We start from the raw sequence: 23522 nt of genomic DNA, 5'->3' as shown, positions 1-23522 counted from the left end.
CACCTTACGCGTTCGACGAATTCAAGGGCTTGTACGAACAGCCACGCCCGCCCGGCTATCCGGTGTACTCGTCCGCCACCGACAGTGCCGTGTCCAGCGCCGCGAGGCCCTCCTTCAGCTCGGCCTCGCTCGCGTTGCACGGCGGCACGAAGTGGGTGCGGTTCATGTTGACGAACGGCCACACCCCGGCCTTCTTGGCGGCGGCACCGAACGCGGCCATCGGCGCGTTCGCCTCACCGGCGGCGTTGTACGGCACCAGCGGCTCGCGCGTCTCGCGGTCCTTCACCAGCTCCAGCGCCCAGAACATGCCGACGCCGCGCACCTCGCCGACGCTCGGGTGGCGCTCGGCAAGCTCCCGCAGCCCCGGCTCCACGACGGCGGCGCCGAGGTTCTTCGCGTTGTCGACGACACCCTCCTCCGCCATCACGCTGATCGTGGCGACGGCGGCGGCGCAGGCCAGCGGGTGCCCGGAGTAGGTGAGGCCACCGGGGTACGGCCGCTTCCCGAAGGTCTCCGCGATCGCGCCGGAGATGGCGACCCCGCCCAGCGGCACGTATCCGCTGTTCACACCCTTGGCGAAGGTCATCAGGTCGGGCACGACACCGGACAGGTCGGCCGCGAACCACTCGCCGGTGCGCCCGAACCCGGCCATGACCTCGTCGAGGACGAAGACGATCCCGTACTTGTCGCACAGCGCGCGGACGCCGGCCAGATAGCCGGGCGGCGGCACCATGATCCCGGCCGTGCCGGGGATGGTCTCCAGGATGATCGCGGCGATCGTCGCGGGCCCCTCGAAGGCGATGGTCGTCTCCAGGTGCTCCAGCGCCCGCGCACACTCCTGCTCCTCGGTCTCCGCGTAGAAGCGGGAGCGGTACAGGAACGGCGCCCAGAAGTGCACGACCCCGGCGCTCGCCGAGTCGGAGGCCCAGCGGCGCGGGTCACCGGTGAGGTTCACGGCCTGCTGGGTGCCGCCGTGGTACGAGCGGTACGCCGACAGCACCTTGGGGCGCCCGGTGTGCAGCCGTGCCATGCGCACGGCGTGCTCCACGGCGTCGGCGCCGCCGTTGGTGAAGAAGATCTTGTCGAGGTCGCCGGGGGTGCGCTCGGCGATCAGCCGGGCCGCCTCGGAACGGGCCTCGATGGCGAAGGCGGGCGCGAAGGTGGTCAGGTGTGCGGCCTGTTCCTGGATCGCGGCGACGACCTTGGGGTGCTGGTAGCCGATGTTCGTGTAGACGAGCCCGCTGGTGAGGTCGAGGTAACGCTTGCCGTCGTAGTCCCAGAAGTACGACCCCTCGGCGCCGGCCACGGCGAGCGGGTCGATGAATTCCTGCGCGGACCAGGAATGGAAGACGTGCGCGCGGTCGGCGGCCTTCACGGCGGCGCCGGTCTGGGGGTCGGTCTGAGGGGTCATGTCGGTGAGCGTAAATGTCCGCGATGCGGAAGCGGTATCGGCGTCCTGTTCCGTGGACGGGCGGATTCCGCGACAGGTTGTCGGGCGTGGACGGGGCTGCCCCCGCGAGGACGGCGAGAAGCATTGACAGCATGCTGGCAAATAGACAGGATGTTGTCATAAGGCTTCACCGGCCAAGGAGGACCCATGAGCACCAGCCCCGCCCCCCGCAAGCCCGTGTACCTCGCCGTCTACGACACGCTCGCCGACTGGGAGACCGGCCACGCCACCGCCCACCTGGCCCGCGCCGGGTACGAGATCCGCACGGTCGGCGCGTCGACGCGCCCGGTGACCAGCCTCGGCGGCCTCCGCGTCCAGCCCGACCTCGCGTCGGCGGACGTACGCCCCGAGGACGCCGCGCTGCTGATCCTGCCGGGCGCCGACCTGTGGGACACCTCCGACGACCTCGCGCCCTTCGCCCGTACGGCGGGGGAGTTCCTGGCCGCCGGCACGCCCGTCGCCGCCATCTGCGGCGCCACCGCGGGACTCGCCCGCGCGGGCCTGCTCGACGACCGCGCCCACACCAGCGCCGTCTCCTTCTACCTCGCCGCCACCGGATACGCGGGCGGCGCCCACTACGTCGACACCGACGCCGTCACCGACGGAAACCTGATCACCGCCGGACCCACCGAGCCCGTCGCCTTCGCCCGCGAGATCCTCCGCCTCCTCGGCGTGTACGAGGGCGAGGTGCTGGACGCCTGGTACCGGCTGTTCCACGACTCCGACCCGGAGGCCTACGCCGTCCTGGACAAGGCCGGGGCGCTGTGAGCCGGGAACGGCAGGACCTGCTCAGCCGCGGCGCGCTCGGCGTCTTCCGGCTCAACGGCCAGTTCCTCGGCGTCGCGGAGGAACTGGCCCGGCCCTCCGGGCTCACCGCCGCCTGGTGGCAGGTGCTCGGCGCGGTCCTTCCCGAACCCCTCCCCGTGTCCGGCATCGCCCGTGCCATGGGCATCACCAGGCAGAGCGTGCAGCGCATCGCCGACCTGCTCGTCGGCAAGGGACTCGCGCAGTACCGGCCCAACCCGGCGCACCGGCGCGCCAAGCTGCTGGCGCCGACGGCGCAGGGGCGCGCCGCGATCGCCCGCATCGAACCCGGCCATGCCGCCTTCGCCGACCGGCTGGCCGAGGCGTACGGCGAGGCGGAGCTGGCCGAGGCCGTCCGTGTGCTGGAACGCCTGTCACAGGTCCTGGAAAAGCTGGAACCGCCCGTAGCGGAGCCTGCCGTTCCGGAGTCGCCCGTTATGGAACCGTAGACACCACACCGCTCGACTCTCTGAACGGCCGGTTTATTCTCGGCTCGATCACATGTGGGGGAAAGGCGGAGCTGCCATGGAGAAGCTGGGACCGGGGGATCCACAGCGGATCGGCGGCTACCGGCTGCTCGGGCGGCTGGGCGCGGGCGGAATGGGCCAGGTCTTCCTGGCCCGCTCGGACCGCGGACGGACCGTCGCCGTGAAGCTGGTCCGCCCCGAACTGGCCGCGCGCGAGGAGTTCCGGGCCCGGTTCCGCCACGAGGTGCGCAACGCCCAGCGGGTCGGCGGATTCTGGACCGCGCCCGTCCTCGACGCCGACACCGAGGCCGCCGTGCCCTGGGTCGCCACCGGCTACGTCGCCGGGCCCAGCCTCCAACAGGTGGTGGGCCACGACCACGGCCCGCTGCCCGAACGCTCGGTGCGCATCCTCGCCGCCGGCCTCGCGCACGCCCTCACCAACATCCACGCGGCCGGGATCGTCCACCGCGACCTCAAGCCGTCCAACGTGATGGTCACCATCGAGGGACCCCGTGTCATCGACTTCGGTGTCGCGCGGGCCATGGAGACCGTGACGGGCGACGGCGGGATGACGTACCTCGGCGACGGCGGCCTCACGCAGACCGGCGCGGTGATCGGCTCGCCCGGCTTCATGGCCCCCGAGCAGGTGCGCGGCGATCGCATCACGCCGGCCTGCGACGTCTTCTGCCTGGGCTCCGTCCTCGCCTACGCCGCCACCGGCATCCTCCCCTTCGGCTCCGCCGAACAGCAGGGCGTCCACGCGCTGCTGTTCCGCATAGCCGAGGAGGAACCCGATCTCACGCGCGTGCCCGAGGGCCTCGCCGACCTGGTCCGCGCCTGTCTGCGCAAGGACCCGGCGGCCCGGCCGACGCTGGAGTGGATCCTGGAGCGCACCGGCGTGGAGGACACCGTCGCCGACGGACGCTCCCGCGACCCGTGGCTGCCGGGTACCCTCGTCGCCCAGCTCGGCCGGCACGCCGTACGGCTCCTGGAGACGGAGAACCCCGTAGGAGCCTTCACGGAGGCCGCCCCGCAGCACTCCGTCCCGCCCGACCACGTCCCCACCCTCGCGGCACCCCACCCGGCGTACGGCTACCCCCAGCAGTACCCGGCCGCCCCACCCCAGCGGCCGATGCCGGTACCGGTCCCGCACAACCCGTACGCGGCCGACGCGACGGCGTACGACCCGTACGACCCGTACGACCCGGAGCCGCCGCCCCGCCGCAGCGGCCGTTCCACGGTGCTGCTGGTAGCGGTCGCCGCGGTGGTCGCGCTGGCGGCCGGCGGCACGGTGTACGCCGTCATGAACGGCGACGACAACCAGTCCGGCGCGAGCCCGGCGCCGACGAGGTCGGCCTCCGCGCCCCCGTCGGAGTCCGCAGACGAGTCCGCCTCCCCACCCTCGTCGCCCTCCCCCTCGCCGTCTCCCTCACAGGAGGGCACGATCCCCGAGGACTACCTGGGCACCTGGACCACCACGATCAACACCGCCGACACCCGCCGCCTGACCCTCACCCAGGGCGAGGTGGGCGACACGGTCCTGCGCCTGGTGGCGGACGGCGAGGCCTACCACTGCGAGTTCGCAGCCACGCTGACCGAGCCCCCGGCCCCCGGGGCCCCACTGACCCTGGGCCCTTCGAAAGTCACCACGGGCGAGCCGCTCTCCTCCTGCTCCCCGGGCGCGGCCACAGAAGTAACCCTGCTCCCGGACGGCCAACTGCAACGCCTCAACCCGACGACAGGCGAAAAGCTGACGTACAGCCGAAGCTGACGAGGGGCATCTCAGCCCGTCCGGCGTTCGAGGACGAGACACGAAGCGCGACAGGGGGTCTGGGGCGCAGCCCCCAGGGACGGACGGGACGGCGGGCGAGAAAAGGCCCCGCACCTCACCGCGGCTCAGGCGGCCGCTGCCGAGGCATGTTCGGCCGCCCCGCACCCCCCGCCGCCCCCGGCGGCAGAGCGAACCGCCCGGACCCCACACCCCCGTCCCCCCGCCCCCCACCGCCGGAGGCAGCAACCCCCTGCAACCCCATAGGCGCCGCCCCCGTCCGAAACGCCACCATCCAGTCCACCGTCTCCACCCGCACCAACTCCGCCACATCCTCCGAGAACCGCCGCAACACCAGCAGACACCGCTCGGCCGCCTCACTAGCGGTGCCCTCCGCCGGCCCCAGAACCTCCCGCACACTCTCCGAGGCCCAGTCGAACTGGAGCACCTGCAACCGCCGCTGCACCGCCTGCGCCGTAGCCACGTCCCTTATCCACCCGGCGGTCACGCCGAAGAACCGGTCGACGGCGAGGCACGCCACCGCCGCCAGCAGCGCCAGATACCCCCAGGGCGCGACCCCGCCCACCGCCCCGGTGAGATCGAGCACCGGCAGGGCCGCCCCGGCCACCGCTCCCGCCGCGGCGCCACCGCGCAGCACCCGCGCCGCTCGCCGCTTCCACACCCGGTCGGCGAGGTACCAGGCGGCTGTCTCCAGTGCCCCCCGCTCGACCCACCGGTACAGCTCGTCGAGCCGCTCGGCGGGCTCGCCCCAGTCTCCGAGCGGGAAGGCCCGCCCGGTCAGATCGCCCGGCCGCAGCCCGGCCGCGCCCTCGCCCCGCCCGTCCTGGGGCGGACCCTCGGGCTGCATCTCCGGCTGCTGACCCACCCGGCACTCCCTACTGATCCCGACTGATACGGACTGTTACCGACTGCTTCCGACCGAGCCCAACTGATCGCGACCGTCACCTGGCGTAACACCTGATGCCTCGGATGCCCGCCGATGCCGCCGATGCCCATCGATGCGACCGATGCCGATGCGCCGGACCCTTTCCTACCTCCCAATGGGTGGCGAAGAGGAAGGTTTCGCCTCTTTTCCGCCCGGAAGTGGGCCTTGATCAGGTATAGGCCACACCCGAGACTCACTCGAAAGAGTGCTGGGGCGACACCCGCACAGACCACGTAGGCTCGTGCCGAGCGGGAAAAACCCGCACCGACCGAGGTCCGGAAGAGGAGCTGATCGTGATTCCCGGTGGTGGCCAGCCCAACATGCAGCAGCTGCTTCAGCAGGCCCAGAAGATGCAGCAGGATCTGGCCCGTGCCCAGGAGGAGCTGGCGAACACGGAGGTCGACGGTCAGGCCGGTGGCGGCCTGGTGCGGGCCACGGTGACGGGCGCCGGCGAACTGCGTGCCCTGAAGATCGACCCGAAGGCGGTGGACCCCGAGGACACCGAGACCCTTGCCGACCTCGTCGTCGCGGCCGTCCAGGCGGCGAACGAGAACGCGCAGAACCTTCAGCAGCAGAAGCTCGGCCCGCTCGCGCAGGGCCTCGGCGGCGGCAGCGGCATCCCGGGTCTGCCCTTCTGACCCGGTTCCGCCCCTGTCCCGGCCCTGTTCCGACGCTGTCCGAGCCCGGCCGTTCCGATGTCCGTCGCCCCCGCGACGCTCACACCGCCTTCCTAGGACGGGTGGCGGCCAACTACCGTACGTACTGCAAGGAACCCAGGGAAGGACGGCAGTCCGTTGTACGAAGGCGTGGTCCAGGACCTCATCGACGAACTGGGGCGGCTCCCCGGCGTCGGTCCCAAGAGCGCGCAGCGGATCGCCTTCCACATCCTCCAGGCGGAGCCGACGGACGTACGGCGTCTCGCGCAGTGCCTGATGGAGGTCAAGGCGAAGGTCCGCTTCTGCGCGACCTGCGGCAATGTGGCGCAGGAGGAGCTGTGCAACATCTGCCGCGATCCGCGCCGCGACCTCTCCGTCATCTGTGTGGTCGAGGAGCCGAAGGACGTGGTCGCCGTCGAGCGCACCCGGGAGTTCCGCGGCAAGTACCACGTCCTGGGCGGGGCGATCAGCCCCATCGAGGGCGTCGGCCCGGACGACCTCCGTATCCGGGAACTTCTGGCCCGCCTGGCGGACGGCGCGGTCACCGAGCTGATCCTCGCCACGGACCCGAATCTCGAGGGCGAGGCGACGGCCACGTACCTCGCCCGCATGATCAAGCCCATGGGCCTGAAGGTCACCCGCCTGGCCAGCGGCCTCCCGGTGGGTGGCGACCTGGAATACGCGGACGAGGTCACACTCGGCCGCGCCTTCGAGGGGAGACGACTCCTAGATGTCTGACGCCAAGCTGCACGCGACCGAGCAGAACCCGGACGACTTCGCGGTCCAGATCGCCGACCAGATCGAGAGTTTCCTGGTCGCCGTCTCCGAGGTCGCCAAGGGCGACGAGCCGGACTCGGCCGTCCCCTTCCTCCTGCTGGAGGTCTCCCAGCTGCTGCTGGCCGGTGGCCGCCTCGGCGCGCACGAGGACATCGTCCCCGACGAGCGCTACGAGCCCGACCCCGGCTTCGAGCCGGACGCGGACGAACTGCGCGAGAACCTCGCCCGTCTCCTGGAGCCGGTCGACGTCTACTCCGAGGTCTTCGACCCGTACGAGCCCCGTAAGGCGCCCGTCCCGGCCCGTATCTCCGACGACCTCGCCGACGTCATCGCCGACCTCCGCCACGGCATGGTCCACTACCGGGCCGGCCGCACCTCGGAGGCCCTGTGGTGGTGGCAGTTCTCCTACTTCTCCAACTGGGGCACCACGGCCTCGGCGACCCTGCGCGCCCTCCACTCGGTCCTGGCGCACGTCCGCCTGAACCAGCCCCTGGAGGAACTGGACGGTCTGGACACCGACCAGGGCGACGGTGACGACACCCTGGAGTTCGAGGCGGGTCGCGTGATGGCCGAGGAGATCGGCGGCCAGCTGGGATCGGGCCAGGTCAGGTAGGTTCCGGCGGCTTTTCCCGGGCACGGCGGGCCGGCGGGATCCACCGCGGGTGTAGCTGCCTACACCATCGGTTCGGGAGCGTGCCACCTCGTTGCGGCGGCCCGGAAAAGGGATCGTTGATCTCGCAAGCGAAGATCCCGATCCCCAAGGACGCCCGTCATGAAGAAGCTGCTCTCCTCCCGCCCCGTCCTCTGGTTCCTCTTCCTCTTCAACCTCTCCGTCGCCGCCGTGGCCCCCTTCGCGATCGAGGGTTCGCAGGGTGTGATGACGGCGGTCGGCATGGGCGTCGTGTCGCTCGGCGCCGGCGTCAGCCTGGTCCGCGACCGCGGCGGGAAAGCGGCTGCCCGACAAGCGGCTTCTCGCTGATTCGACGAATTGGACGGCCGTTGCACGTCCCCTGTACGACGGCTGCACGGGCCCTAACCGGCCGGACGCGAGTCTTGAGTCATCCCAACAGGCACTTCCCGCACAGGAGTTGCGATGACTCGCAAGACCCGCATACGCGCCGCCCTCGTCACCGCCGCCGCCGTCGTCACCGCCGCCACGGTGACCGTCGGAGTCAGTGCGGCCGGCCCCGAGGAGTCCCCCAAGCCCACGAAGAAGCAGGTCGCGTCCCTCTTCGACACCTGGAACGCCGCGCTGCGCACCGGTGACCCGGACAAGGTGGCCGACCTCTACGCCAAGAACGCGGTCCTGCTGCCCACCGTCTCCAACGAGGTCCGCACCGACCGCGCCGGCATCGTCGACTACTTCGAGCAATTCCTGGCGAACAAGCCGGTCGGCAAGAAGGTCCAGACGATCGTCAACGTCCTCGACGACGACTCCGTGATCGACACCGGTGTCTACGAGTTCACCCTCACCGACCACGACACCGGCGAGAAGCGCGTCGTCGAGGCCCGCTACACGTACGAGTACGAGAAGCGCGACGGCACCTGGAAGATCGTCAACCACCACTCCTCGGCGATGCCGGAGAAGTGACGGCACGGCAGGTCGGGCCGCCCGGCTTCAGCCCGTACGCTGCCCCGCCCGCAGGGTGATCCGGACGCACAGCCCGCCGCCGGGGGCGTCGGCGAGGGTGACCGTGCCGCCGTCGTCCGTCAGCAGTTGCTTGACGACGGCGAGGCCGAGGCCGGAGCCGGAGCGTCCGGTCAGGCCCTGGCCGCGCCAGAAGCGGTCGAAGGCGCGGGACTTCTCCGCGTCGGACATACCCGGCCCCTGGTCGAGGACCTCCAGCAGCACCGTGCTGCCGCGGCCCTCGGTCCGTACGGTGATCGTCGCGCCGTCCGGTGACACCTCCAGGGCGTTCGAGAGCACGTTGTCCAGCACCTGGTCGAGATGACCGGTGGTGGCCAGCACGAGCGGCCGGTCGTCGGCACTCCCCCTGAGCGCGATGGTGACTCCGCGCTCGTCGGCGGCCGGCCTCCACACCGACAGGCGCTCGGTGACGATGTCCCGCAGCGGCAGCGGCTCCGCGGCCGCCACCTTGGCCTCGGCACGGGCCAGCACCAGCAGCCCGTTGACCAGCCGGCTCATCCGCACCACCTCGGCGGTCGCCTGCTCCACGTCCTCGCGCACGAGGTCGTCGTCGACGCCGTCGGCGATGTTGTCCAGCGACAGCCGGAGCGCGGTGAGCGGCGTACGGAGCTGGTGGGAGGCGTCCGCGACGAAGATCCGCTGCGAGGCGACCAGGGTGTCGAGTCGCTCACCGGCCTGGTTGAGGGTGTGGGCCAGCGTCTGTGTCTCCTGGGGGCCCGTGACGGGGGCGCGCGCCGTCAGGTCGCCGTCGCTGAGCTTGCTCGCCATGTCGTTGAGCTGGCGCAGCGGGGCGGTGAGCCGCCGGGCGACCACCGCGCCGATCAGCGCGGCGACGGCGAGGACGGCCACCGCGAGTCCGGCCCGGAAACCCCAGATCGTCCACAGGCGGTCGGTGAGGTTGTCGGTGGAGTACACGATCCGTACGGCGCCGACGGACCGTCCGTCCTGGTTCGCCGGGACGGTGATGACCAGGTCGCTGCCCCAGATGAAGTCGGAGCCCCAGTCGGTGGTCCGTTCGCCCTGCTCCAGGGCGTCGGTGAGGGCTGCGTCCCGGTGCGGCCGGGGGAGTCCGGTGGCGCACTGGGCGGTGGCGGTGACCTGCACCTCGTCGTGCGTCTCCTCGGCGTAGGCCCTGGCCATCTCCTCCAGGGCCTGACAGGACGCGGTGTCGCCGTTGCCCAGCAGCAGCGCCATGGTCATGGCCTCCCGCTCCACGGACAGCTCGGTGTCGTCGCGCAGCTGGGCGGTGAGCGTGAAGGCCACCGGCACTGTGAACAGGCCGAGGCCGACGGCGACGAGCAGGACGTAGCTGCGGATGAGCTGACGGATCATGACGTGGTGCTGCCGGTGATCTCCAGGCGGAAGCCGACCCCGCGCACCGCCTCGACGGCGATCGCCCCGGCGAGCTTGCGCCGCAGCGCCGCCACGTGCACGTCCAGCGTCTTGGTCGGCCCGAACCAGTTCGCGTCCCAGACCGCCTCCATGATCTGCTCGCGCGACATCAGCGCGCCCGGCTCCTCGGTGAGGAAGGCCAGCAGGTCGTACTCCTTCGGCGTGAGCGCGACCTCCTCGCCGTCCAGGTGGACGCGGGCCGCCTTGCGGTCGATCGTCAGGCGGGCGCCGTACCGGTCGGGGCCGGCCGCCTCGGCCGTACGGGGCTGGGCGCGCCGCATGACGGCCCGTATCCTCGCGATGACCTCGCGCACGCCGAACGGCTTCGACACGTAGTCGTCGGCGCCCAGCTCCAGGCCGACCACGCGGTCCGTCTCGTCGCTGCGGGCGCTGATCACGATGATCGGTACGTCGCCGCGCCCGCGCAGGGCCTTGCAGACGTCGAGGCCGTCGGTGTCGGGCAGCCCGAGGTCGAGGAGGACGACGTCGTAGGGGCCGGGGTGGGCGAGGGCGGCGGCGCCGGTGGCGACCCACTCGACCTCGAAGCCGTACCTCTTCAGGCCGCGCCGCAGCGACTCGGCGACCGGCTCGTCGTCTTCCACCAGGAGTACACGCACAGCCGCACGATAGTGCTTGAAACTTAATTCACAGCTATCACTTCGGCGTCAGTGGGCAGGGAGTGTCCTGGACGACCTGCCCGGACCGTCTCCGGGAGTCTCACCATGCGGCGTCCCGGGGGCGGATTCCGGGTGCTCGTTAGACTGAGCCGACCGCAGTACAAGGGCGTATGTGCGGAAAAAGACAAACTGAGCGAGGAGCGCACGTGGGCCTTGTCGTGCAGAAGTACGGAGGCTCCTCCGTAGCCGATGCCGAGGGCATCAAGCGTGTCGCCAAGCGGATCGTGGAAGCCAAGAAGAACGGCCACCAGGTGGTGGCCGTGGTTTCCGCGATGGGCGACACGACGGACGAGCTGATCGATCTCGCCGAGCAGGTATCCCCGATCCCTGCCGGGCGCGAGCTCGACATGCTGCTGACCGCCGGAGAGCGGATCTCCATGGCCCTGCTGGCCATGGCGATCAAAAACCTGGGCCACTCGGCCCAGAGCTTCACCGGCAGCCAGGCAGGTGTCATCACCGACTCGGTCCACAACAAAGCCCGGATCATCGATGTCACGCCGGGCCGGATCCGTGACTCGCTCGACGAGGGCAACATCGCCATCGTCGCCGGGTTCCAGGGCGTCAGCCAGGACACCAAGGACATCACCACGCTCGGGCGCGGCGGGTCCGACACCACCGCCGTGGCTCTCGCGGCCGCCCTCGACGCCGAGGTGTGCGAGATCTACACCGACGTCGACGGCGTGTTCACCGCCGACCCGCGCGTGGTGAAGAAGGCCCGGAAGATCGACTGGATCTCCTTCGAGGACATGCTCGAACTGGCCTCGTCCGGGTCGAAGGTGCTGCTCCACCGCTGCGTGGAGTACGCCCGCCGGTACAACATCCCGATCCACGTCCGTTCGTCCTTCAGCGGACTTCCGGGCACGTGGGTCAGCAGCGAGTCGATCGAGCAAGGGGACAAGCAGGTGGAGCAGGCCATCATCTCCGGTGTCGCGCACGACACCTCCGAGGCCAAGGTCACGGTCGTCGGCGTGCCGGACAAGCCGGGCGAGGCGGCCACGATCTTCCGCACGATCGCCGACGCCCAGATCAACCTCGACATGATCGTGCAGAACGTCTCCGCGGCCTCCACCGGCCTCACGGACATCTCCTTCACGCTGCCGAAGTCCGAGGGCCGCAAAGCGCTCGACGCCCTGGAGAAGAACAAGGGCGGCATCGGCTTCGACTCGCTGCGCTACGACGACCAGATCGGCAAGATCTCCCTCGTCGGAGCCGGCATGAAGACCAACCCGGGCGTCACCGCCGACTTCTTCAAGGCGCTGTCCGACGCGGGCGTCAACATCGAGCTGATCTCGACCTCCGAGATCCGCATCTCGGTGGTCACCCGCGCCGACGACGTGCCGGAGGCCGTGCGCGCAGTGCACACCGCCTTCGGGCTCGACTCCGACAGCGACGAGGCCGTCGTCTACGGGGGCACCGGGCGATGACCCGACGACCGACGCTCGCGGTCGTGGGAGCGACCGGAGCGGTCGGCACGGTCATGCTGCAGATCCTGTCCCAGCGCGCAGACGTCTGGGGCGAGATCCGACTGATCGCCTCGCCGCGCTCGGCCGGCCGCAAGCTGGCCGTGCGCGGCGAACAGATCGAGGTGGTGGCGCTCACCGAGGAGGCCTTCGACGGCGTCGACGTCGCCATGTTCGACGTACCGGACGAGGTGGCCGAGCGGTGGGCGCCGGTCGCCGCCGCCAGGGGTGCGGTCGTCGTGGACAACTCCGGCGCCTTCCGGATGGACCCGGACGTGCCCCTCGTCGTTCCCGAGGTCAACGCGCACGCGGTGCGCAACAGGCCGCGCGGCATCGTCTCCAACCCGAACTGCACCACCCTGTCGATGATCGTCGCGATGGGCGCGCTGCACGCCGAGTTCGGCCTGCGCGAGCTGGTCGTCTCGTCGTACCAGGCGGTCAGCGGGGCGGGCCGGGCCGGGGTGGAGACACTGCGGCGGCAACTGTCGATGGTCGCCGGTACGGAACTGGGGACCAGCCCCGGTGACGTGCGGCGGGCAGTCGGTGACCGGACGGGACCCTTCCCGGAGCCGGTCGCGCTGAACGTGGTGCCGTGGGCCGGGTCGCTGCGCGAGGACGGCTGGTCGTCGGAGGAGATGAAGGTGCGGGACGAGTCCCGCAAGATCCTCGGCCTGCCGAAGCTGCCCGTCGCCGTGACCTGCGTGCGCGTACCGGTGATCACCGTGCACTCCCTCACCGTCCACGCCCGCTTCCAGGACGAGGTGACGGTCGACGGCGCCCGCGAGATCCTCGCCACCGCCCCCGGGGTCGTCCTCTTCGACAACCCGGCCGCCGGGGAGTTCCCCACGCCCGCCGACGTCGTGGGCACCGACCCCACCTGGGTCGGCCGGGTGCGCAGGGCGCTCGACGACCCCACGGCGCTCGAACTCTTCGTGTGCGGGGACAACCTGCGCAAGGGAGCCGCCCTGAACACCGCGCAGATCGCCGAACTGCTGGCGGCGGAGTACCGGTGACGCCTGCTGCGGACGCGCCGCTTGACGGGTCAGGGGACGGCGGCCGTAAATCCCGTGGCCAGGGGCTGCGGCGTTTGTAGGATCTGTCGCACAGGGGTGTGAGGCGGTCGACGACCACAACCACTTGTATCGGACACCTTTGGCGTCCGAAGATTCATCCCAGGATTTCCTCCCCGCCCTCCGCAACCACGCGGAGCGCGGGGAGCGTCTTTGCGGTCACCCTTCGCGGGTGCGCGGTCGGGTGATCACGGCGTATGGGGACGCCGGGATCAGGGCGTGGGGACGCCCGTTCAAATGGCATACAGGGGAAGAGCGGGACACATGAGGGCATGGGAGACGCCGTCCGGGCGGCTGCCGGCGGGTCCGAGACAGGCGTCCGGGATACCGGCGCGGGCGGGTGTGCCGTCGTCCGGCGCAAAACTCGCGGCCGGCACGTACAACCCCGAGGGGGGTGAGCGTGTCCAACAGGCGTGGCAGAGGTACTCGACTTCCCGGCGACCCGCGGCACGGCCCTACGGCCGCCCCGCGGCGCCCTCCGACCCCGCATGCCCGGCGCGCCCGGCGGCATGCCGGTGATCGCGCCCATGCCCGCAGCGCGGCCCGCCCGCATACCCAGCCAGCGTGACACCGACGAGGTGGCCGCCGCCGGTACCAGCGTCGACCACCTGACCGAGACCTACCGGGCCCACTACCGTTCGCTCCTCGGTCTCGCCGCCCTCCTCCTCGACGACACCGCCTCCTGCGAGGACGTCGTCCAGGAGGCCTTCATCCGCGTCCACTCCGCGCGCAAGCGCGTCCGCGACCCGGAGAAGACCCTCGCCTACCTGCGCCAGACGGTCGTCAACCTCTCCCGTTCCGCCCTGCGCCGCCGCATCCTCGGACTGAAGCTGCTCTCCAAGCCGATGCCGGACATGGCCAGCGCGGAGGAGGGCGCCTACGACCTGCTGGAGCGCGACTCCCTCATCCAGGCGATGAAGGGCCTCCAGCGCCGCCAGCGCGAGGTCCTCGTCCTGCGCTACTTCGCCGACATGACCGAGGCCCAGGTCGCCGAGACCCTCGGCGTCTCGCTCGGCTCGGTCAAGGCCTACGGCTCCCGCGGCATCGCCGCCCTGCGTGTCGCCATGGGAGCGGCGGCATGAGCGCGCGAGGCGAGGAACCCGACAGCGGCGACGTGAGCGCGCGAGGCGAGGAACCCGACAGCGGCGACGCACGCGAGCGGCACGAGCCGTACGCGTCGCACGACCCGACGGCCGTGCCGACGACGCCGCCGCCGCACGAGCAAGAGCCGAAGCAACCACACGCTGGGAACGGAACTGTGAACCACCACCTCGACGACCAGAGCCCCGAAGGGCTCGACTCGGACGAGCTGGCACTGCGCCGGATGCTGCACCAGGCGGTCCAGGAGATGGAGCCGGTCGAGGGAACGCTGGACCACCTCCGGCGGGCCGTCCCCGCCCGCCGGGCCCGCAAGCGCCAGGCCGCCGTCGGGATGGCCGCCGCGGCCCTCTTCGTCGGCACCGCCGTCCCCGCCCTGCTGCACGTCTCCAACTCCGGCGGCTCCGACGCCAACCCCTCCATCGCCGGCCAGGCCTCCCAGGCCCAGGGCGGCGCCGATGCGGGCAAGGGTCCCGACGGCGGCTCCTCCGGCAAGGTCGGCGACCCCGCCGGCACCACCGGCCGCCCGGACCAGGACAGCACCGAGAACACCGCGGGCCAGAAGGACTCCGGCAGCGCGACCGGCTCGGCCGACGGCACCGGCTCCGCCGCCACCTCCCCGGCCGACGCCCCCGCCTGCACCACATCCCAGCTCGGCGACTCCAGCGCCGCCGTCGAGGTCCCCGACTCGGCCGGCATCGTCTACGGCACCTTCCGCGTCGTCAACGTCTCCGACCGCGGCTGCACCGTCGGCGGGAGCGCCTCCGTGACGCCCAGTCCCCAGGGCGCCGCCGACCCCGCGAAGATCAGCCTCGTCGAGCACACCGCCGGCGACGCGGCGGCGGGCCTGCCCGACCCCTCCCTCTACGTCTCCCGGCTGGTCCTCGCCCCGGGATCGGCGTACGACGTGAAGTTCGCCTGGGTGCCCTCCGAGACCTGCCCCACCACCGGCGGCACCAGCAACGGCGGCGACACCGGCGGCCCCTCCTCCTCCCCGGCTCCCTCCCCGAGCGAGCAGAGCAGCAACACGAGCGGCACGACCGGCGGAGCCACCGGCACGTCCCCGCAGATGTTCACCGAGGACGGCACGGTCGACGGCAGTGTCCTGGTGACGTACACGGCGGAGGGCGGCTCGCCCACCGCGAGCGCGACGGTGTCGAACGCGTGCGCAGGAACGGTCTACCGGACGGGCGTGCTGGCTTCCACGTCGGCTTCCTGAGCGGCCGCGGCCGCGGCCGCGGGTGACGCGGGGGCGGTGTCGGGCTCGGTGATCCCCAGCTCCGCGTCCCGCGCGAACTCGATCTCGCGGCGCAGCAGCCGGAACCACATGAACACCACGAACCCGGCGAACACGAACCACTCACCGGTGTAGCCGAGGTTCTGGAACGCCTTCAGGTCCAGCCCGGTGCCGCTCGGCGCGCTCGCGGGCACCGCCGTCATCCCCGAGTCGGCGGTGTCGAGGGTGACCCAGGCGTTGTACAGGTCGTCGTCGACGAGGTTGACCAGTGAGGCCGTGCTGATGGCACCGGTCTGGCCGCGCGGCAGGCCACCCTGCGCGCTCACCCCGTTGTCACCGGGCGTCTCGGACGCCTGGAGCGCGCCGGTGACGCTGACCTCACCGGCCGGCGGGGCCGGGGCTTTGGCGGCGTCGGCCGTACCGGGCAGCCAGCCGCGCACGACGGGCAGGGTCCTGCCGCCGTCGGTGCGCAGCAGCGTCAGCACGTAGAAGCCCTGCCGGCCGTCCAGCTCGCGGTCCGGGACCAGCAGCTGCTCGCCGTACCGCCCGGTCGCGGTGACCCGCTTGCCGGACGTGGCCTTGTCCACGGGCAGCATCTCGGCCAGCGGGCGCGGCACCTCCGTACGGGCCGAGTCGGCCTGCGCCTCGGCGGTGCGCTGGTCGTCCACGCGCGCCTCGAACCGGCTCAGCTGCCAGGACCCCATGAACACACAGAAGGGGATGGCCAGCAGTACGAAGACGTTGATCCCCCACCAACGGGGCGTCAGCAGAAACCGGTACACGCCCACAACGGTACGGGGCGGGAAGCGGAAGGCGGCCCGCGGGGGTGGGTGAAGAAGTTCTCCACAGGGACCGGGTTGTCCACAGGCTGGGGGCCGTGGTGCTCCGATGTCGGCGGAGGCGGGCAGTATGGGGCCATGACTGAGAGCAACGGGTCCGCCGCGCCGCAGCGGTACGAGGACATGCCGGACTGGGAGAAGCGCTTCAGGGCGCCCAGGGTGTCGCTGCCCGACTGGGCGCAGGACGCTCCCGACCGCGCCCTGTTCGTGTCCAACGCGACAGGGACGTACGAGCTGTATGCCTGGGACCGGTCCACCGGCGAACAGCGCCAGGTGACGAACCGGGCCAACGGCACGACGGACGGCGTGCTCTCCCCGGACGGCGCCTGGATCTGGTGGTTCGACGACAAGGACGGCGACGAGTTCGGGGTCTGGCGCCGTCAGCCCTTCGCGGGCGGCGAGGACGAACTGGCGACCCCGGGCCTCGACCCGTCGTACCCGGCGGGCCTGGCCCTGGGCAGAGACGGCCGTACGGCGGTGGTGGGCCGCTCGACGGACGAGGACGGAACGACGATCCATGTGGCGCGGTTCGCCGAGCCACCGGTGGAGCTGTACCGCCACCGCGAGTCGGCGGGCGTCGGCGACCTGTCCCACGACGGCACGCTGATCGCGATCGAGCACACCGAGCACGGCGACGCGATGCACTCCGCGCTGCGCGTCCTGCGCCCCGACGGCTCCACGGTCGCCGAGCTGGACGACACCGAGGGCGGCACGCACGAGCTGGGCCTCGAGGTGCTGGGCTTCGCCCCCGTCGACGGCGACACCCGCCTGCTCATCGGCCACCAGCGCCGCGGCCGCTGGGAGCCGCTGGTCTGGGACGTGGCGACCGGCGAGCAGACCGACCTGGCCCTCGACCTGCCGGGTGACGTGGGCGCGGAGTGGTATCCGGACGGCTCCGGGCTGCTCGTCTCGCACAGCTTCGAGGCCCGCAGCGAACTGTTCCGCTACGACCTGACGAGCCGGGAACTCGTGCGCGTGCCGACCCCGCCGGGCACGGTGTCCAGCGCGACGGCCCGCCCCGACGGCAGCGTCGAGTACCTGTGGTCCTCGGCGGCCGAGCCGCCCACCGTCCGCTCGACGACGGGCGAGCCGGTCCTCGACCCGCCCGGCATGAAGTCCCCCGGCTCGGTGCCGGTGGAGGACGTGTGGGTGGACGGCCCTGGCGGCCGCATCCACGCCCTGGTCCAGAAGCCGGCGGGCGCGACCGGCCCTCTGCCCACGGTGTTCGACATCCACGGCGGCCCCACCTGGCACGACAGCGACTCCTTCGCGGCCGGCCCCGCGGCCTGGGTCGACCACGGTTACGCGGTCGTCCGCGTGAACTACCGCGGCTCCACGGGCTACGGCCGAGCCTGGACGGACGCCCTGAAGCACCGGGTGGGCCTGATCGAGCTGGAGGACATCGCCGCGGTCCGCGAGTGGGCGGTCACCTCGGGCCTCGCCGACCCCGACCGCCTCGTCCTCACCGGCGGCTCCTGGGGCGGCTACCTGACCCTCCTGGGCCTCGGCACCCAGCCCGACGCATGGGCCGTGGGCATCGCGGCAGTCCCGGTCGCCGACTACGTGGCGGCCTACGACGACGAGATGGAAGCCCTGAAGGCCATGGACCGCACCCTCCTGGGCGGCACCCCCGAAGAGGTCCCCGACCGCTTCAAGGCCTCCTCCCCCCTGACCTACGTGGACGAGGTAAAGGCCCCCGTCTACATCTCGGCCGGAGTCAACGACCCCCGCTGCCCCATCCGCCAGATCGACAACTACGTGACCCGCCTGGAATCAAGGGGCGCCCTCCACGAGGTCTACCGCTACGACGCAGGCCACGGCTCCCTGGTGGTGGACGAACGCATCAAGCAGGTAGCCCTGGAACTCAACTTCGCGCAGCAGCACCTGGGGTAGGGAGAGCTACCTACGGCAGGAGGCCCATGCCGTGCAGCGCACGGGTCCGGACGCTACACCCACCGGCAGACCGTCCCGCTCACGGCGAGGCGCGTTCCCAACGGGCTGGGCCGGGCCGTACCGCTTACGGCGAGGCGCGTTTCCCACGGGCTGGGCCGGGCCGTACCGCTTACGGCGAGGCGCGTTTCCCACGGGCTGGGCCGGGCCCGTACGCTCACGGCTAGGTGCGTTCCCCATGGGCCGGGCCGTACCGCTCATGAGTCGGGGCGTCCCGCTCACGGCCAGACGCGCTTCGCCCACAGCCTGGATGTCCTGCCCCCCGCTGGGCGCCGTACCCATCCCGTCCGGCGTTTGAGGACGAGGCCCGTCAGGCCCGTCAGGGCCGACACAGGGCACGCGGACACAGGGCACGCGGACACAGGGCACGCGGACACAGGGCACGCCGGCAGAGGGCACGCCGACACAAGGCACCTGCCGTCCGGGCGCCCTGTGTCAGCGTGCCCACAGCCAGGGGTGCAGGGGACGCAGTCCCCGCGAGCGGCTCGCTCCCGGCGGCCCGCAGCCAGGGGTGCAGGGCGGCCCCGCAAGGTGCTTGGGCCCGGTGGCACGCAGCCAGGGGTCCGGGGCGGCCCCGCGAGCTGCTTGGGCCCGGTGGCGCGCAGCCGGGGTGCAGGGGACGCAGTCCCCGTCGGCGTGCGGGGCGGGCGCCCGCGAGGTGCTCGCTCTCGGCGGCGCGCAGCCAGGAGTGCGGTGGCGGAGCCCCGCGGGTTACTGGCTCCGATACTCGCCCCGTGGCGGTCCCGGCCGGACCGCTGGGGGTCCAGGGCGGCCCCGTGAGGTGCTTGCCCCACCCGCTCCCGTCAGGGGTGCAGGGGACGCAGTCCCCGCCGGGTCCAGGGGCGGAGCCCCTGGTGGGGTCGAAGGGGCGGAACCCCTGGGGATGGGACGGGTAGGGGCGGCGGGGGCGAGAAAAACTACCCCCCACCCCTCCGCCGCCGCCCCAACAACTCCGCCAACCCCCTCCGCGTAGCCGCCAACACCACCCGATCCTCCCCCCGCAGCACATACGAGTCAGGCAGCCCCCACACCAGCCCGACCCCGTCCCCCACACCCGCACCCGCCTCCCGCCCACCCCCCTCCAACGCCAACACCCGCCAGTACCCGGCCCGAAACGCCTCCCCCACCGTCTTCCCCACCAACTGCCCATACCCCCCGACCTCCAGCGCGGCGAACAACAACACCCGCCGCTCCACCGGAATCGCCCCCAGGATCTGCCGCCCCATCATCGCCCCCGCGAACGACGGCGCAGCCAGATGCGTCACACTCCGACTCCGCGTCAACGCCCGCGGATGCGCAGCCCGCAACGTGCGATAGACGGCCGTGGCGAAGTCGTCGTCGTACAACCGCAGCACCACCCGCAGATCGTGCCGCAACGACCGCCCGTACAGAGCGGCTTCGAGATTCGTCGTGTCCGAGCTGGTAACCGCCAGCAACGCATGCGCCCGATGAATCTTCGCCGCCTCCAGCACCCCCTCCTGCGTGACATCCCCCAGTACCACCGGCACCCGCAGCCGCCGCGCCACCGCGACCCCCCGCGCCTCCGGCGCCACTTCGACACACACCACGGGAATGTCCAGCTCCCGCAACCGCGTCAGCACCCGCGTCCCGATCTTCCCCAGCCCCAGCAGCACCACATGCCCACCGAGCCCCCGCGGCGGCCGCCGCAACGCACCGGCGGTCCGAAACGTCCCCAGCCCTTCCAGCACAGCCGCCAGCAACACCGGCAGCAGCAGCAACCCCACGAATCCGGAGAGGAGTTGAAGAACCTGCCGCTCGGTCGACGCCCCCACCGCCGGATCGTTGATCGAGAACAGATCGAGCAGCGTCAGATACACCGCCCCCAGCGGATGAACCCCGGTCACCAGCCACAACGCCACCGCCAGGGCGACGACGCACCCCACGAGCCCCGCCAACGACCACCGCAGCCGCCGCGAGAACAGGGAGGCGAACGGCGCCACGACCCCGACCCCCCGCCCGGAGGGCAACGCGGGTCCGGCCGAGTACGACACCTGCTCCAGCACGACACTGCCCCGCCCGCTCGCGGCGGCGACGGTCGCCGCGTCCGGCAGCAGCAGCGGCCCCTGCTCCCCGCTGGCCTCGGAACCGTCCGCGAAGGAAGGGTCGTTGCTGGTCACGGACAGCAGCGCGAGCGTGGCCAGCCGGGGATCGGCCACCTGCCCGACCCCCGGCGCGGGCCGTTCGACGGCCCGCAGCAACAGCCCGTCCGTCTGGACGACCTTGGTGGTACCGGCGACGGCGGTCGCGGCCAGCGCGGGCGCGGCGGTGTCGGCGTCGGACAGTACGGTGGTGGAGGCGTCCCCCACCGCGTACTCACCGCCCCCACCGGCGATCGCCAACGCGGCTGCCTGGTCGAGGAGTTCCTCGATGTGCTGCCCCAACCGCCGGTTGTACAGCCGCAGGACGAGCCGCAGTCGCGGGTTGAGCCGCCGGGCGGTGAGGGCGGCACGGATGTTCGTCTCGTCGTCGTCGTACACGAGCGCGAGCGCGGCCGCCCGCTCCACCCCGGCCTCGGCGAGCACGGCCTCGGTCGGCTCGACGGCCTCCAACACCCGCCCCGAGCCCCCGGATCCCCCACTCCCCGAACCAGCACCAGCACCGGCACCCGTCCCCGACGCGGCCCCCGCCCCCACTCCCGCCCCGCCACCGTTCCCGGCGGCAGCCCGATTGACGGCCGCACTCACCACCCGGTCGAGCAGCGCGGCGGACACCGCGCGGGCCCGCCCCACGACAGGCGGCCGTACCGTCCGTTCGGAGGGCGGTACGACGAGCGTGACCTGTTCCTCGTACACGCCACGCAACTCCGCGGCCAGCCGGTGCGCGAGCCCGTCGTCGCCGCACACCACCATGTGTGCGCCGGACTCGCCCGGCGCGGGACTCTGATTCGGTAGACCAGCCACGAGGAGAAAGACTGCCTCACCGTGGGGGGTGGTTCCATACGAGACCTGAACAGGCGGAGCCGCAGGCCCGTATGAGAGGGGAGGGAGACCCATGGAAGCCGGAGGTGCCCCACCCGTGGCCATAACCGAAGAGGCCCTGGACAGGCCGGCCACCCCGAGCGAGGGCCACCGTCCGCCCCCCACCCCCCGCCGCCTGACCTCCCCCCTGGCCCTCACCCTCCTCCTGCTCCTCATGGTGCTGCTGCAGTCCCCGCTGCGCCGAGCCCTGGGCGCCCCGGTGATGCAGACGTGGACGACGGTGTTCGTGGCGGTGATGATCCAGGCGTTGCCGTTCCTCGTCCTGGGCGTCCTGCTGTCGGCGGCGATCGCGGTGTACGTCCCCCCGTCCTTCTTCGCCCGCGCCCTGCCCCGCCGCCCCGCACTGGCGGTGCCGGTGGCCGGGCTGGCGGGCGCGGTCCTGCCGGGCTGCGAGTGCGCGTCCGTACCGGTCGCGGGTGCGCTGGTGCGCCGCGGTGTGACTCCCGCGGCGGCGCTCGCGTTCCTTCTCTCCGCCCCGGCGATCAACCCGATCGTGCTGACGGCGACGGCGGTCGCGTTCCCGCGCAACCCGGAGATGGTCCTGGCCCGTTTCGTGGCGAGTCTGCTGGTGGCGTGTGCGATGGGCTGGCTGTGGCACCGCCTGGGCCGCACGGACTGGATGCGGCCACCCGCCCACGGGCGGCACGAGGGCCAGAGCAAGGGCGAAGCGTTCTGGGACTCGACCCGTCATGACGTGATGCACGCGGGTGGTTTCCTGGTGGTGGGCGCGATGGCGGCGGCGACGCTGAAGGCCGTGGCCCCGGAGCACTGGCTGCGAGCGGCGGCCGACAATCCGGTGGTGGCGGTGCTGTCGCTGGCGGTGCTGGCGGTGGTCCTGTCGATCTGTTCGGAGGCGGACGCGTTCGTGGCGGCGTCGCTGACCCAGTTCTCGCTGACGGCCCGACTGGCTTTCCTCGTCGTCGGCCCGATGATCGACCTGAAGCTGTTCGCGATGCAGGCGGGTACGTTCGGCCGCGGCTTCGCCTTCCGATTCGCGCCCGCCACCTTCGTGCTGGCGATCGGCGGAGCGGTCCTGACCGGGGCGGTGCTCCTGTGAACCGTCAGGCCCAGTCAGCGGTCCTGTTCCTCCTCGGCGCGAGCCTGCTGCACGCGGGCACGACCGACCTCTACCTGCGTTACGTGAAGGCGGGCCTGCAACCCCTGCTCCTGGCGGCGGGCGCGGTCCTGATCGCGACGGCTCTGGCGACGGCCTGGTACGAATGGCGCGCGACGAGCCGCAAAAAAGCCACCGCGGCGCCCGACACGGCTCCCCCTCCCCCTCACCCCGAACCCCGCGTCTCCTGGCTCCTGGTCCTCCCCCTCCTGGCCCTGATCCTGGTGGCCCCGCCGGCCCTCGGCTCGTACAGCGCCACCCGCACGGGTACGTCGCTCCAGGAGCCGTTGGCGTACCCGGCCCTCCCGGCCACCGGCCCCCTCCGCCTCAGCGTGGTCGACTACGCGGGCCGCGCGGTCTACGACGACGGCCGTACGCTCACCGGCCGCCGCATCCAGCTCACCGGCTTCCTGGCGCTGGACCGCGACGGCACGCCGTACCTGGTCCGCATGGCGCTCAACTGCTGCGCGGCGGACGCCCAGCCGGTCAAGGTGGGGCTGACCGGCCGGATCCCCCCGGTACTCCAGCCGGACACCTGGCTGGAGATCACCGGCACCTACACCCCGCACCGGGTCGAGGACCCCGTCAACGACGGCCCGATCCCCTTCATAGAGGTCACCGCCGCGAGGCCGGTGCCGACCCCGAAGGATCCGTACGACGAGACGTGGAACACCTGAGGCGGCGGAACCGCTCTCTCAGGACTGGTACGGCTGCTGCTGCGGCTGCCCGTACGCCTGCCCGGCCTGCCCGCCGGCGGCCTGCGCCACCAGGTGGTCGGCCTGCTCCTTCACCAGCTTCTGCTCCGCGCCGCAGAACGTGCACTGGGTGGCGTACTTGGTCGATATCGGGAACAGCGGCACGAAGAACAGCGTGAACTTCGTGACGCGCTTCCTCAGCGTGTGCGCGGACGGATTACCGCAGCTCCCGCACACCAGCGTCAGTATCGCGAGCTGGTACAGATACCCCTTGGTCCCAAAGATGATCATGTCACCGGTCCTTTCCCGGTTCGGTGCCTCCCTCCCACAGTGCGGGGAAGCGGCGTCTGGCACCACACACCATGCCATCCGGCTACCCACCCCGCCGAAGGCGATTGCCAGACCGGTCATCATCCTGCCGCGCGGAGATCGTTGCCGGGCCGGCAGTCGCGGCAGCGGCCGGGGTGCTGGGCGC

At 71.8% G+C, this 23522-nt stretch carries 22 protein-coding genes; 15 read left to right on the top strand and 7 right to left on the bottom strand.

Translation table 11 applies throughout. From position 1 onward, the window contains the following. Positions 1-55: 55 nt before the first annotated feature. A complete protein-coding gene (locus tag ACFWJX_RS24355; RefSeq protein ID WP_383246833.1) occupies positions 56-1411 on the bottom strand; it encodes an aspartate aminotransferase family protein in 1356 nt (451 codons plus the stop codon). Between the two features lie 186 nt (positions 1412-1597). Here ACFWJX_RS24355 and ACFWJX_RS24350 point away from each other — a divergent pair, with 186 nt between their 5' ends. The 3 genes from ACFWJX_RS24350 to ACFWJX_RS24340 all read left to right on the top strand — a co-directional run bounded on the left by ACFWJX_RS24350 (position 1598) and on the right by ACFWJX_RS24340 (position 4492). After that, complete coding sequence (locus tag ACFWJX_RS24350; RefSeq protein ID WP_383246830.1) at positions 1598-2218, top strand: type 1 glutamine amidotransferase family protein; 621 nt, start codon at positions 1598-1600, stop codon at positions 2216-2218. Next, positions 2215-2703: a MarR family winged helix-turn-helix transcriptional regulator gene (locus ACFWJX_RS24345; protein WP_383246827.1), complete on the top strand. Its 489-nt coding sequence runs from the start codon at positions 2215-2217 to the stop codon at positions 2701-2703. The genes ACFWJX_RS24350 and ACFWJX_RS24345 overlap by 4 nt, the downstream gene beginning before the upstream one ends. 76 nt (positions 2704-2779) lie before the next feature. Then, a complete protein-coding gene (locus ACFWJX_RS24340) occupies positions 2780-4492 on the top strand; it encodes a serine/threonine-protein kinase (protein ID WP_383246824.1) in 1713 nt (570 codons plus the stop codon). A 115-nt stretch (positions 4493-4607) separates the two neighbouring features. On the opposite strand, the gene ACFWJX_RS24335 is transcribed toward ACFWJX_RS24340, so the two are convergent. Further along, the gene (locus ACFWJX_RS24335) at positions 4608-5357 is read right to left on the bottom strand and encodes an SLATT domain-containing protein (RefSeq protein WP_383247109.1); all 750 of its coding nucleotides are present in this window, start codon (positions 5355-5357) and stop codon (positions 4608-4610) included. 371 nt (positions 5358-5728) lie between these two features. On the opposite strand from ACFWJX_RS24335, the gene ACFWJX_RS24330 reads away from it, so the two are divergent. From ACFWJX_RS24330 to ACFWJX_RS24310, 5 genes are all read left to right on the top strand, one after another. After that, positions 5729-6073 (top strand): YbaB/EbfC family nucleoid-associated protein, encoded by a 345-nt coding sequence (locus tag ACFWJX_RS24330; RefSeq protein WP_086772882.1) that lies wholly within the window; start codon positions 5729-5731, stop codon positions 6071-6073. A gap of 156 nt (positions 6074-6229) precedes the next feature. Next, positions 6230-6829, top strand: a complete 600-nt coding sequence (gene recR / locus ACFWJX_RS24325; RefSeq protein WP_107018120.1) for a recombination mediator RecR — start codon at positions 6230-6232, stop codon at positions 6827-6829. Then, positions 6822-7481 carry a DUF5063 domain-containing protein gene (locus ACFWJX_RS24320; RefSeq protein ID WP_383246821.1) on the top strand — a complete coding sequence of 220 codons (660 nt, stop codon included), beginning with the start codon at positions 6822-6824 and terminating at the stop codon, positions 7479-7481. The genes recR and ACFWJX_RS24320 overlap by 8 nt, the downstream gene beginning before the upstream one ends. A gap of 159 nt (positions 7482-7640) precedes the next feature. Continuing rightward, positions 7641-7847, top strand: a complete 207-nt coding sequence (locus tag ACFWJX_RS24315) for a hypothetical protein (protein ID WP_383246818.1) — start codon at positions 7641-7643, stop codon at positions 7845-7847. Positions 7848-7961: 114 nt separating this feature from the next. Beyond that, positions 7962-8459: an SgcJ/EcaC family oxidoreductase gene (locus tag ACFWJX_RS24310; RefSeq protein WP_383246815.1), complete on the top strand. Its 498-nt coding sequence runs from the start codon at positions 7962-7964 to the stop codon at positions 8457-8459. A 27-nt stretch (positions 8460-8486) separates the two neighbouring features. Here ACFWJX_RS24310 and ACFWJX_RS24305 read toward each other — a convergent pair whose 3' ends face one another. Both ACFWJX_RS24305 and ACFWJX_RS24300 read right to left on the bottom strand, forming a co-directional pair. Further along, the gene (locus ACFWJX_RS24305; RefSeq protein ID WP_383246812.1) at positions 8487-9848 is read right to left on the bottom strand and encodes an ATP-binding protein; all 1362 of its coding nucleotides are present in this window, start codon (positions 9846-9848) and stop codon (positions 8487-8489) included. Then, positions 9845-10525: a response regulator transcription factor gene (locus ACFWJX_RS24300; RefSeq protein ID WP_383246809.1), complete on the bottom strand. Its 681-nt coding sequence runs from the start codon at positions 10523-10525 to the stop codon at positions 9845-9847. Before ACFWJX_RS24300 ends, ACFWJX_RS24305 begins: the two co-directional genes overlap by 4 nt. A 206-nt stretch (positions 10526-10731) precedes the next feature. Here ACFWJX_RS24300 and ACFWJX_RS24295 point away from each other — a divergent pair, with 206 nt between their 5' ends. From ACFWJX_RS24295 to ACFWJX_RS24280, 4 genes are all read left to right on the top strand, one after another. Then, positions 10732-12009: an aspartate kinase gene (locus tag ACFWJX_RS24295; RefSeq protein ID WP_383246806.1), complete on the top strand. Its 1278-nt coding sequence runs from the start codon at positions 10732-10734 to the stop codon at positions 12007-12009. After that, entirely contained in the window at positions 12006-13058 is a 1053-nt protein-coding gene (locus tag ACFWJX_RS24290; RefSeq protein WP_383246803.1) for an aspartate-semialdehyde dehydrogenase, read from the top strand. Before ACFWJX_RS24295 ends, ACFWJX_RS24290 begins: the two co-directional genes overlap by 4 nt. 470 nt (positions 13059-13528) lie before the next feature. Continuing rightward, positions 13529-14197, top strand: a complete 669-nt coding sequence (locus ACFWJX_RS24285; protein ID WP_383246800.1) for a SigE family RNA polymerase sigma factor — start codon at positions 13529-13531, stop codon at positions 14195-14197. After that, the gene (locus ACFWJX_RS24280) at positions 14194-15432 is read left to right on the top strand and encodes a hypothetical protein (RefSeq protein WP_383246798.1); all 1239 of its coding nucleotides are present in this window, start codon (positions 14194-14196) and stop codon (positions 15430-15432) included. Before ACFWJX_RS24285 ends, ACFWJX_RS24280 begins: the two co-directional genes overlap by 4 nt. On the opposite strand, the gene ACFWJX_RS24275 is transcribed toward ACFWJX_RS24280, so the two are convergent. Then, positions 15393-16232: an SURF1 family protein gene (locus ACFWJX_RS24275; protein ID WP_383246795.1), complete on the bottom strand. Its 840-nt coding sequence runs from the start codon at positions 16230-16232 to the stop codon at positions 15393-15395. The genes ACFWJX_RS24280 and ACFWJX_RS24275 overlap by 40 nt on opposite strands. A 135-nt stretch (positions 16233-16367) precedes the next feature. Between ACFWJX_RS24275 and ACFWJX_RS24270 the strand changes: the two genes are divergently transcribed. Then, positions 16368-18182, top strand: coding sequence for a prolyl oligopeptidase family serine peptidase (locus tag ACFWJX_RS24270; RefSeq protein ID WP_383246792.1), 1815 nt, complete (start codon positions 16368-16370; stop codon positions 18180-18182). Between the two features lie 974 nt (positions 18183-19156). On the opposite strand, the gene ACFWJX_RS24265 is transcribed toward ACFWJX_RS24270, so the two are convergent. After that, the gene (locus tag ACFWJX_RS24265) at positions 19157-21109 is read right to left on the bottom strand and encodes an NAD-binding protein (RefSeq protein ID WP_383247106.1); all 1953 of its coding nucleotides are present in this window, start codon (positions 21107-21109) and stop codon (positions 19157-19159) included. A gap of 166 nt (positions 21110-21275) precedes the next feature. Here ACFWJX_RS24265 and ACFWJX_RS24260 point away from each other — a divergent pair, with 166 nt between their 5' ends. Both ACFWJX_RS24260 and ACFWJX_RS24255 read left to right on the top strand, forming a co-directional pair. Then, entirely contained in the window at positions 21276-22295 is a 1020-nt protein-coding gene (locus tag ACFWJX_RS24260; RefSeq protein WP_383246790.1) for a permease, read from the top strand. Continuing rightward, complete coding sequence (locus ACFWJX_RS24255) at positions 22292-23029, top strand: TIGR03943 family putative permease subunit (protein ID WP_383246787.1); 738 nt, start codon at positions 22292-22294, stop codon at positions 23027-23029. The genes ACFWJX_RS24260 and ACFWJX_RS24255 overlap by 4 nt, the downstream gene beginning before the upstream one ends. An 18-nt stretch (positions 23030-23047) precedes the next feature. Here ACFWJX_RS24255 and ACFWJX_RS24250 read toward each other — a convergent pair whose 3' ends face one another. Next, complete coding sequence (locus ACFWJX_RS24250) at positions 23048-23338, bottom strand: zinc-ribbon domain-containing protein (protein WP_383246785.1); 291 nt, start codon at positions 23336-23338, stop codon at positions 23048-23050. Between the last annotated feature and the right edge of the window lie 184 nt (positions 23339-23522).

Source organism: Streptomyces sp. NPDC058335, from assembly GCF_042723915.1.
Classification (GTDB): Bacteria; Actinomycetota; Actinomycetes; order Streptomycetales; family Streptomycetaceae; genus Streptomyces.
This window is presented reverse-complemented; position numbering and strand designations above follow the sequence as displayed.

Coding starts and splice junctions, on each gene's coding strand:
- ACFWJX_RS24265 (WP_383247106.1), bottom strand. CDS start 21,109: ATGGTGGTGTGCGGCGACGACGGGCTCGCGCACCGGCTGGCCGCGGAG.
- ACFWJX_RS24315 (WP_383246818.1), top strand. CDS start 7,641: ATGAAGAAGCTGCTCTCCTCCCGCCCCGTCCTCTGGTTCCTCTTCCTC.
- ACFWJX_RS24335 (WP_383247109.1), bottom strand. CDS start 5,357: ATGCAGCCCGAGGGTCCGCCCCAGGACGGGCGGGGCGAGGGCGCGGCC.
- ACFWJX_RS24250 (WP_383246785.1), bottom strand. CDS start 23,338: ATGATCATCTTTGGGACCAAGGGGTATCTGTACCAGCTCGCGATACTG.
- ACFWJX_RS24290 (WP_383246803.1), top strand. CDS start 12,006: ATGACCCGACGACCGACGCTCGCGGTCGTGGGAGCGACCGGAGCGGTC.
- ACFWJX_RS24270 (WP_383246792.1), top strand. CDS start 16,368: ATGACTGAGAGCAACGGGTCCGCCGCGCCGCAGCGGTACGAGGACATG.
- ACFWJX_RS24280 (WP_383246798.1), top strand. CDS start 14,194: ATGAGCGCGCGAGGCGAGGAACCCGACAGCGGCGACGTGAGCGCGCGA.
- ACFWJX_RS24310 (WP_383246815.1), top strand. CDS start 7,962: ATGACTCGCAAGACCCGCATACGCGCCGCCCTCGTCACCGCCGCCGCC.
- ACFWJX_RS24340 (WP_383246824.1), top strand. CDS start 2,780: ATGGAGAAGCTGGGACCGGGGGATCCACAGCGGATCGGCGGCTACCGG.
- ACFWJX_RS24355 (WP_383246833.1), bottom strand. CDS start 1,411: ATGACCCCTCAGACCGACCCCCAGACCGGCGCCGCCGTGAAGGCCGCC.
- ACFWJX_RS24350 (WP_383246830.1), top strand. CDS start 1,598: ATGAGCACCAGCCCCGCCCCCCGCAAGCCCGTGTACCTCGCCGTCTAC.
- ACFWJX_RS24320 (WP_383246821.1), top strand. CDS start 6,822: ATGTCTGACGCCAAGCTGCACGCGACCGAGCAGAACCCGGACGACTTC.
- ACFWJX_RS24305 (WP_383246812.1), bottom strand. CDS start 9,848: ATGATCCGTCAGCTCATCCGCAGCTACGTCCTGCTCGTCGCCGTCGGC.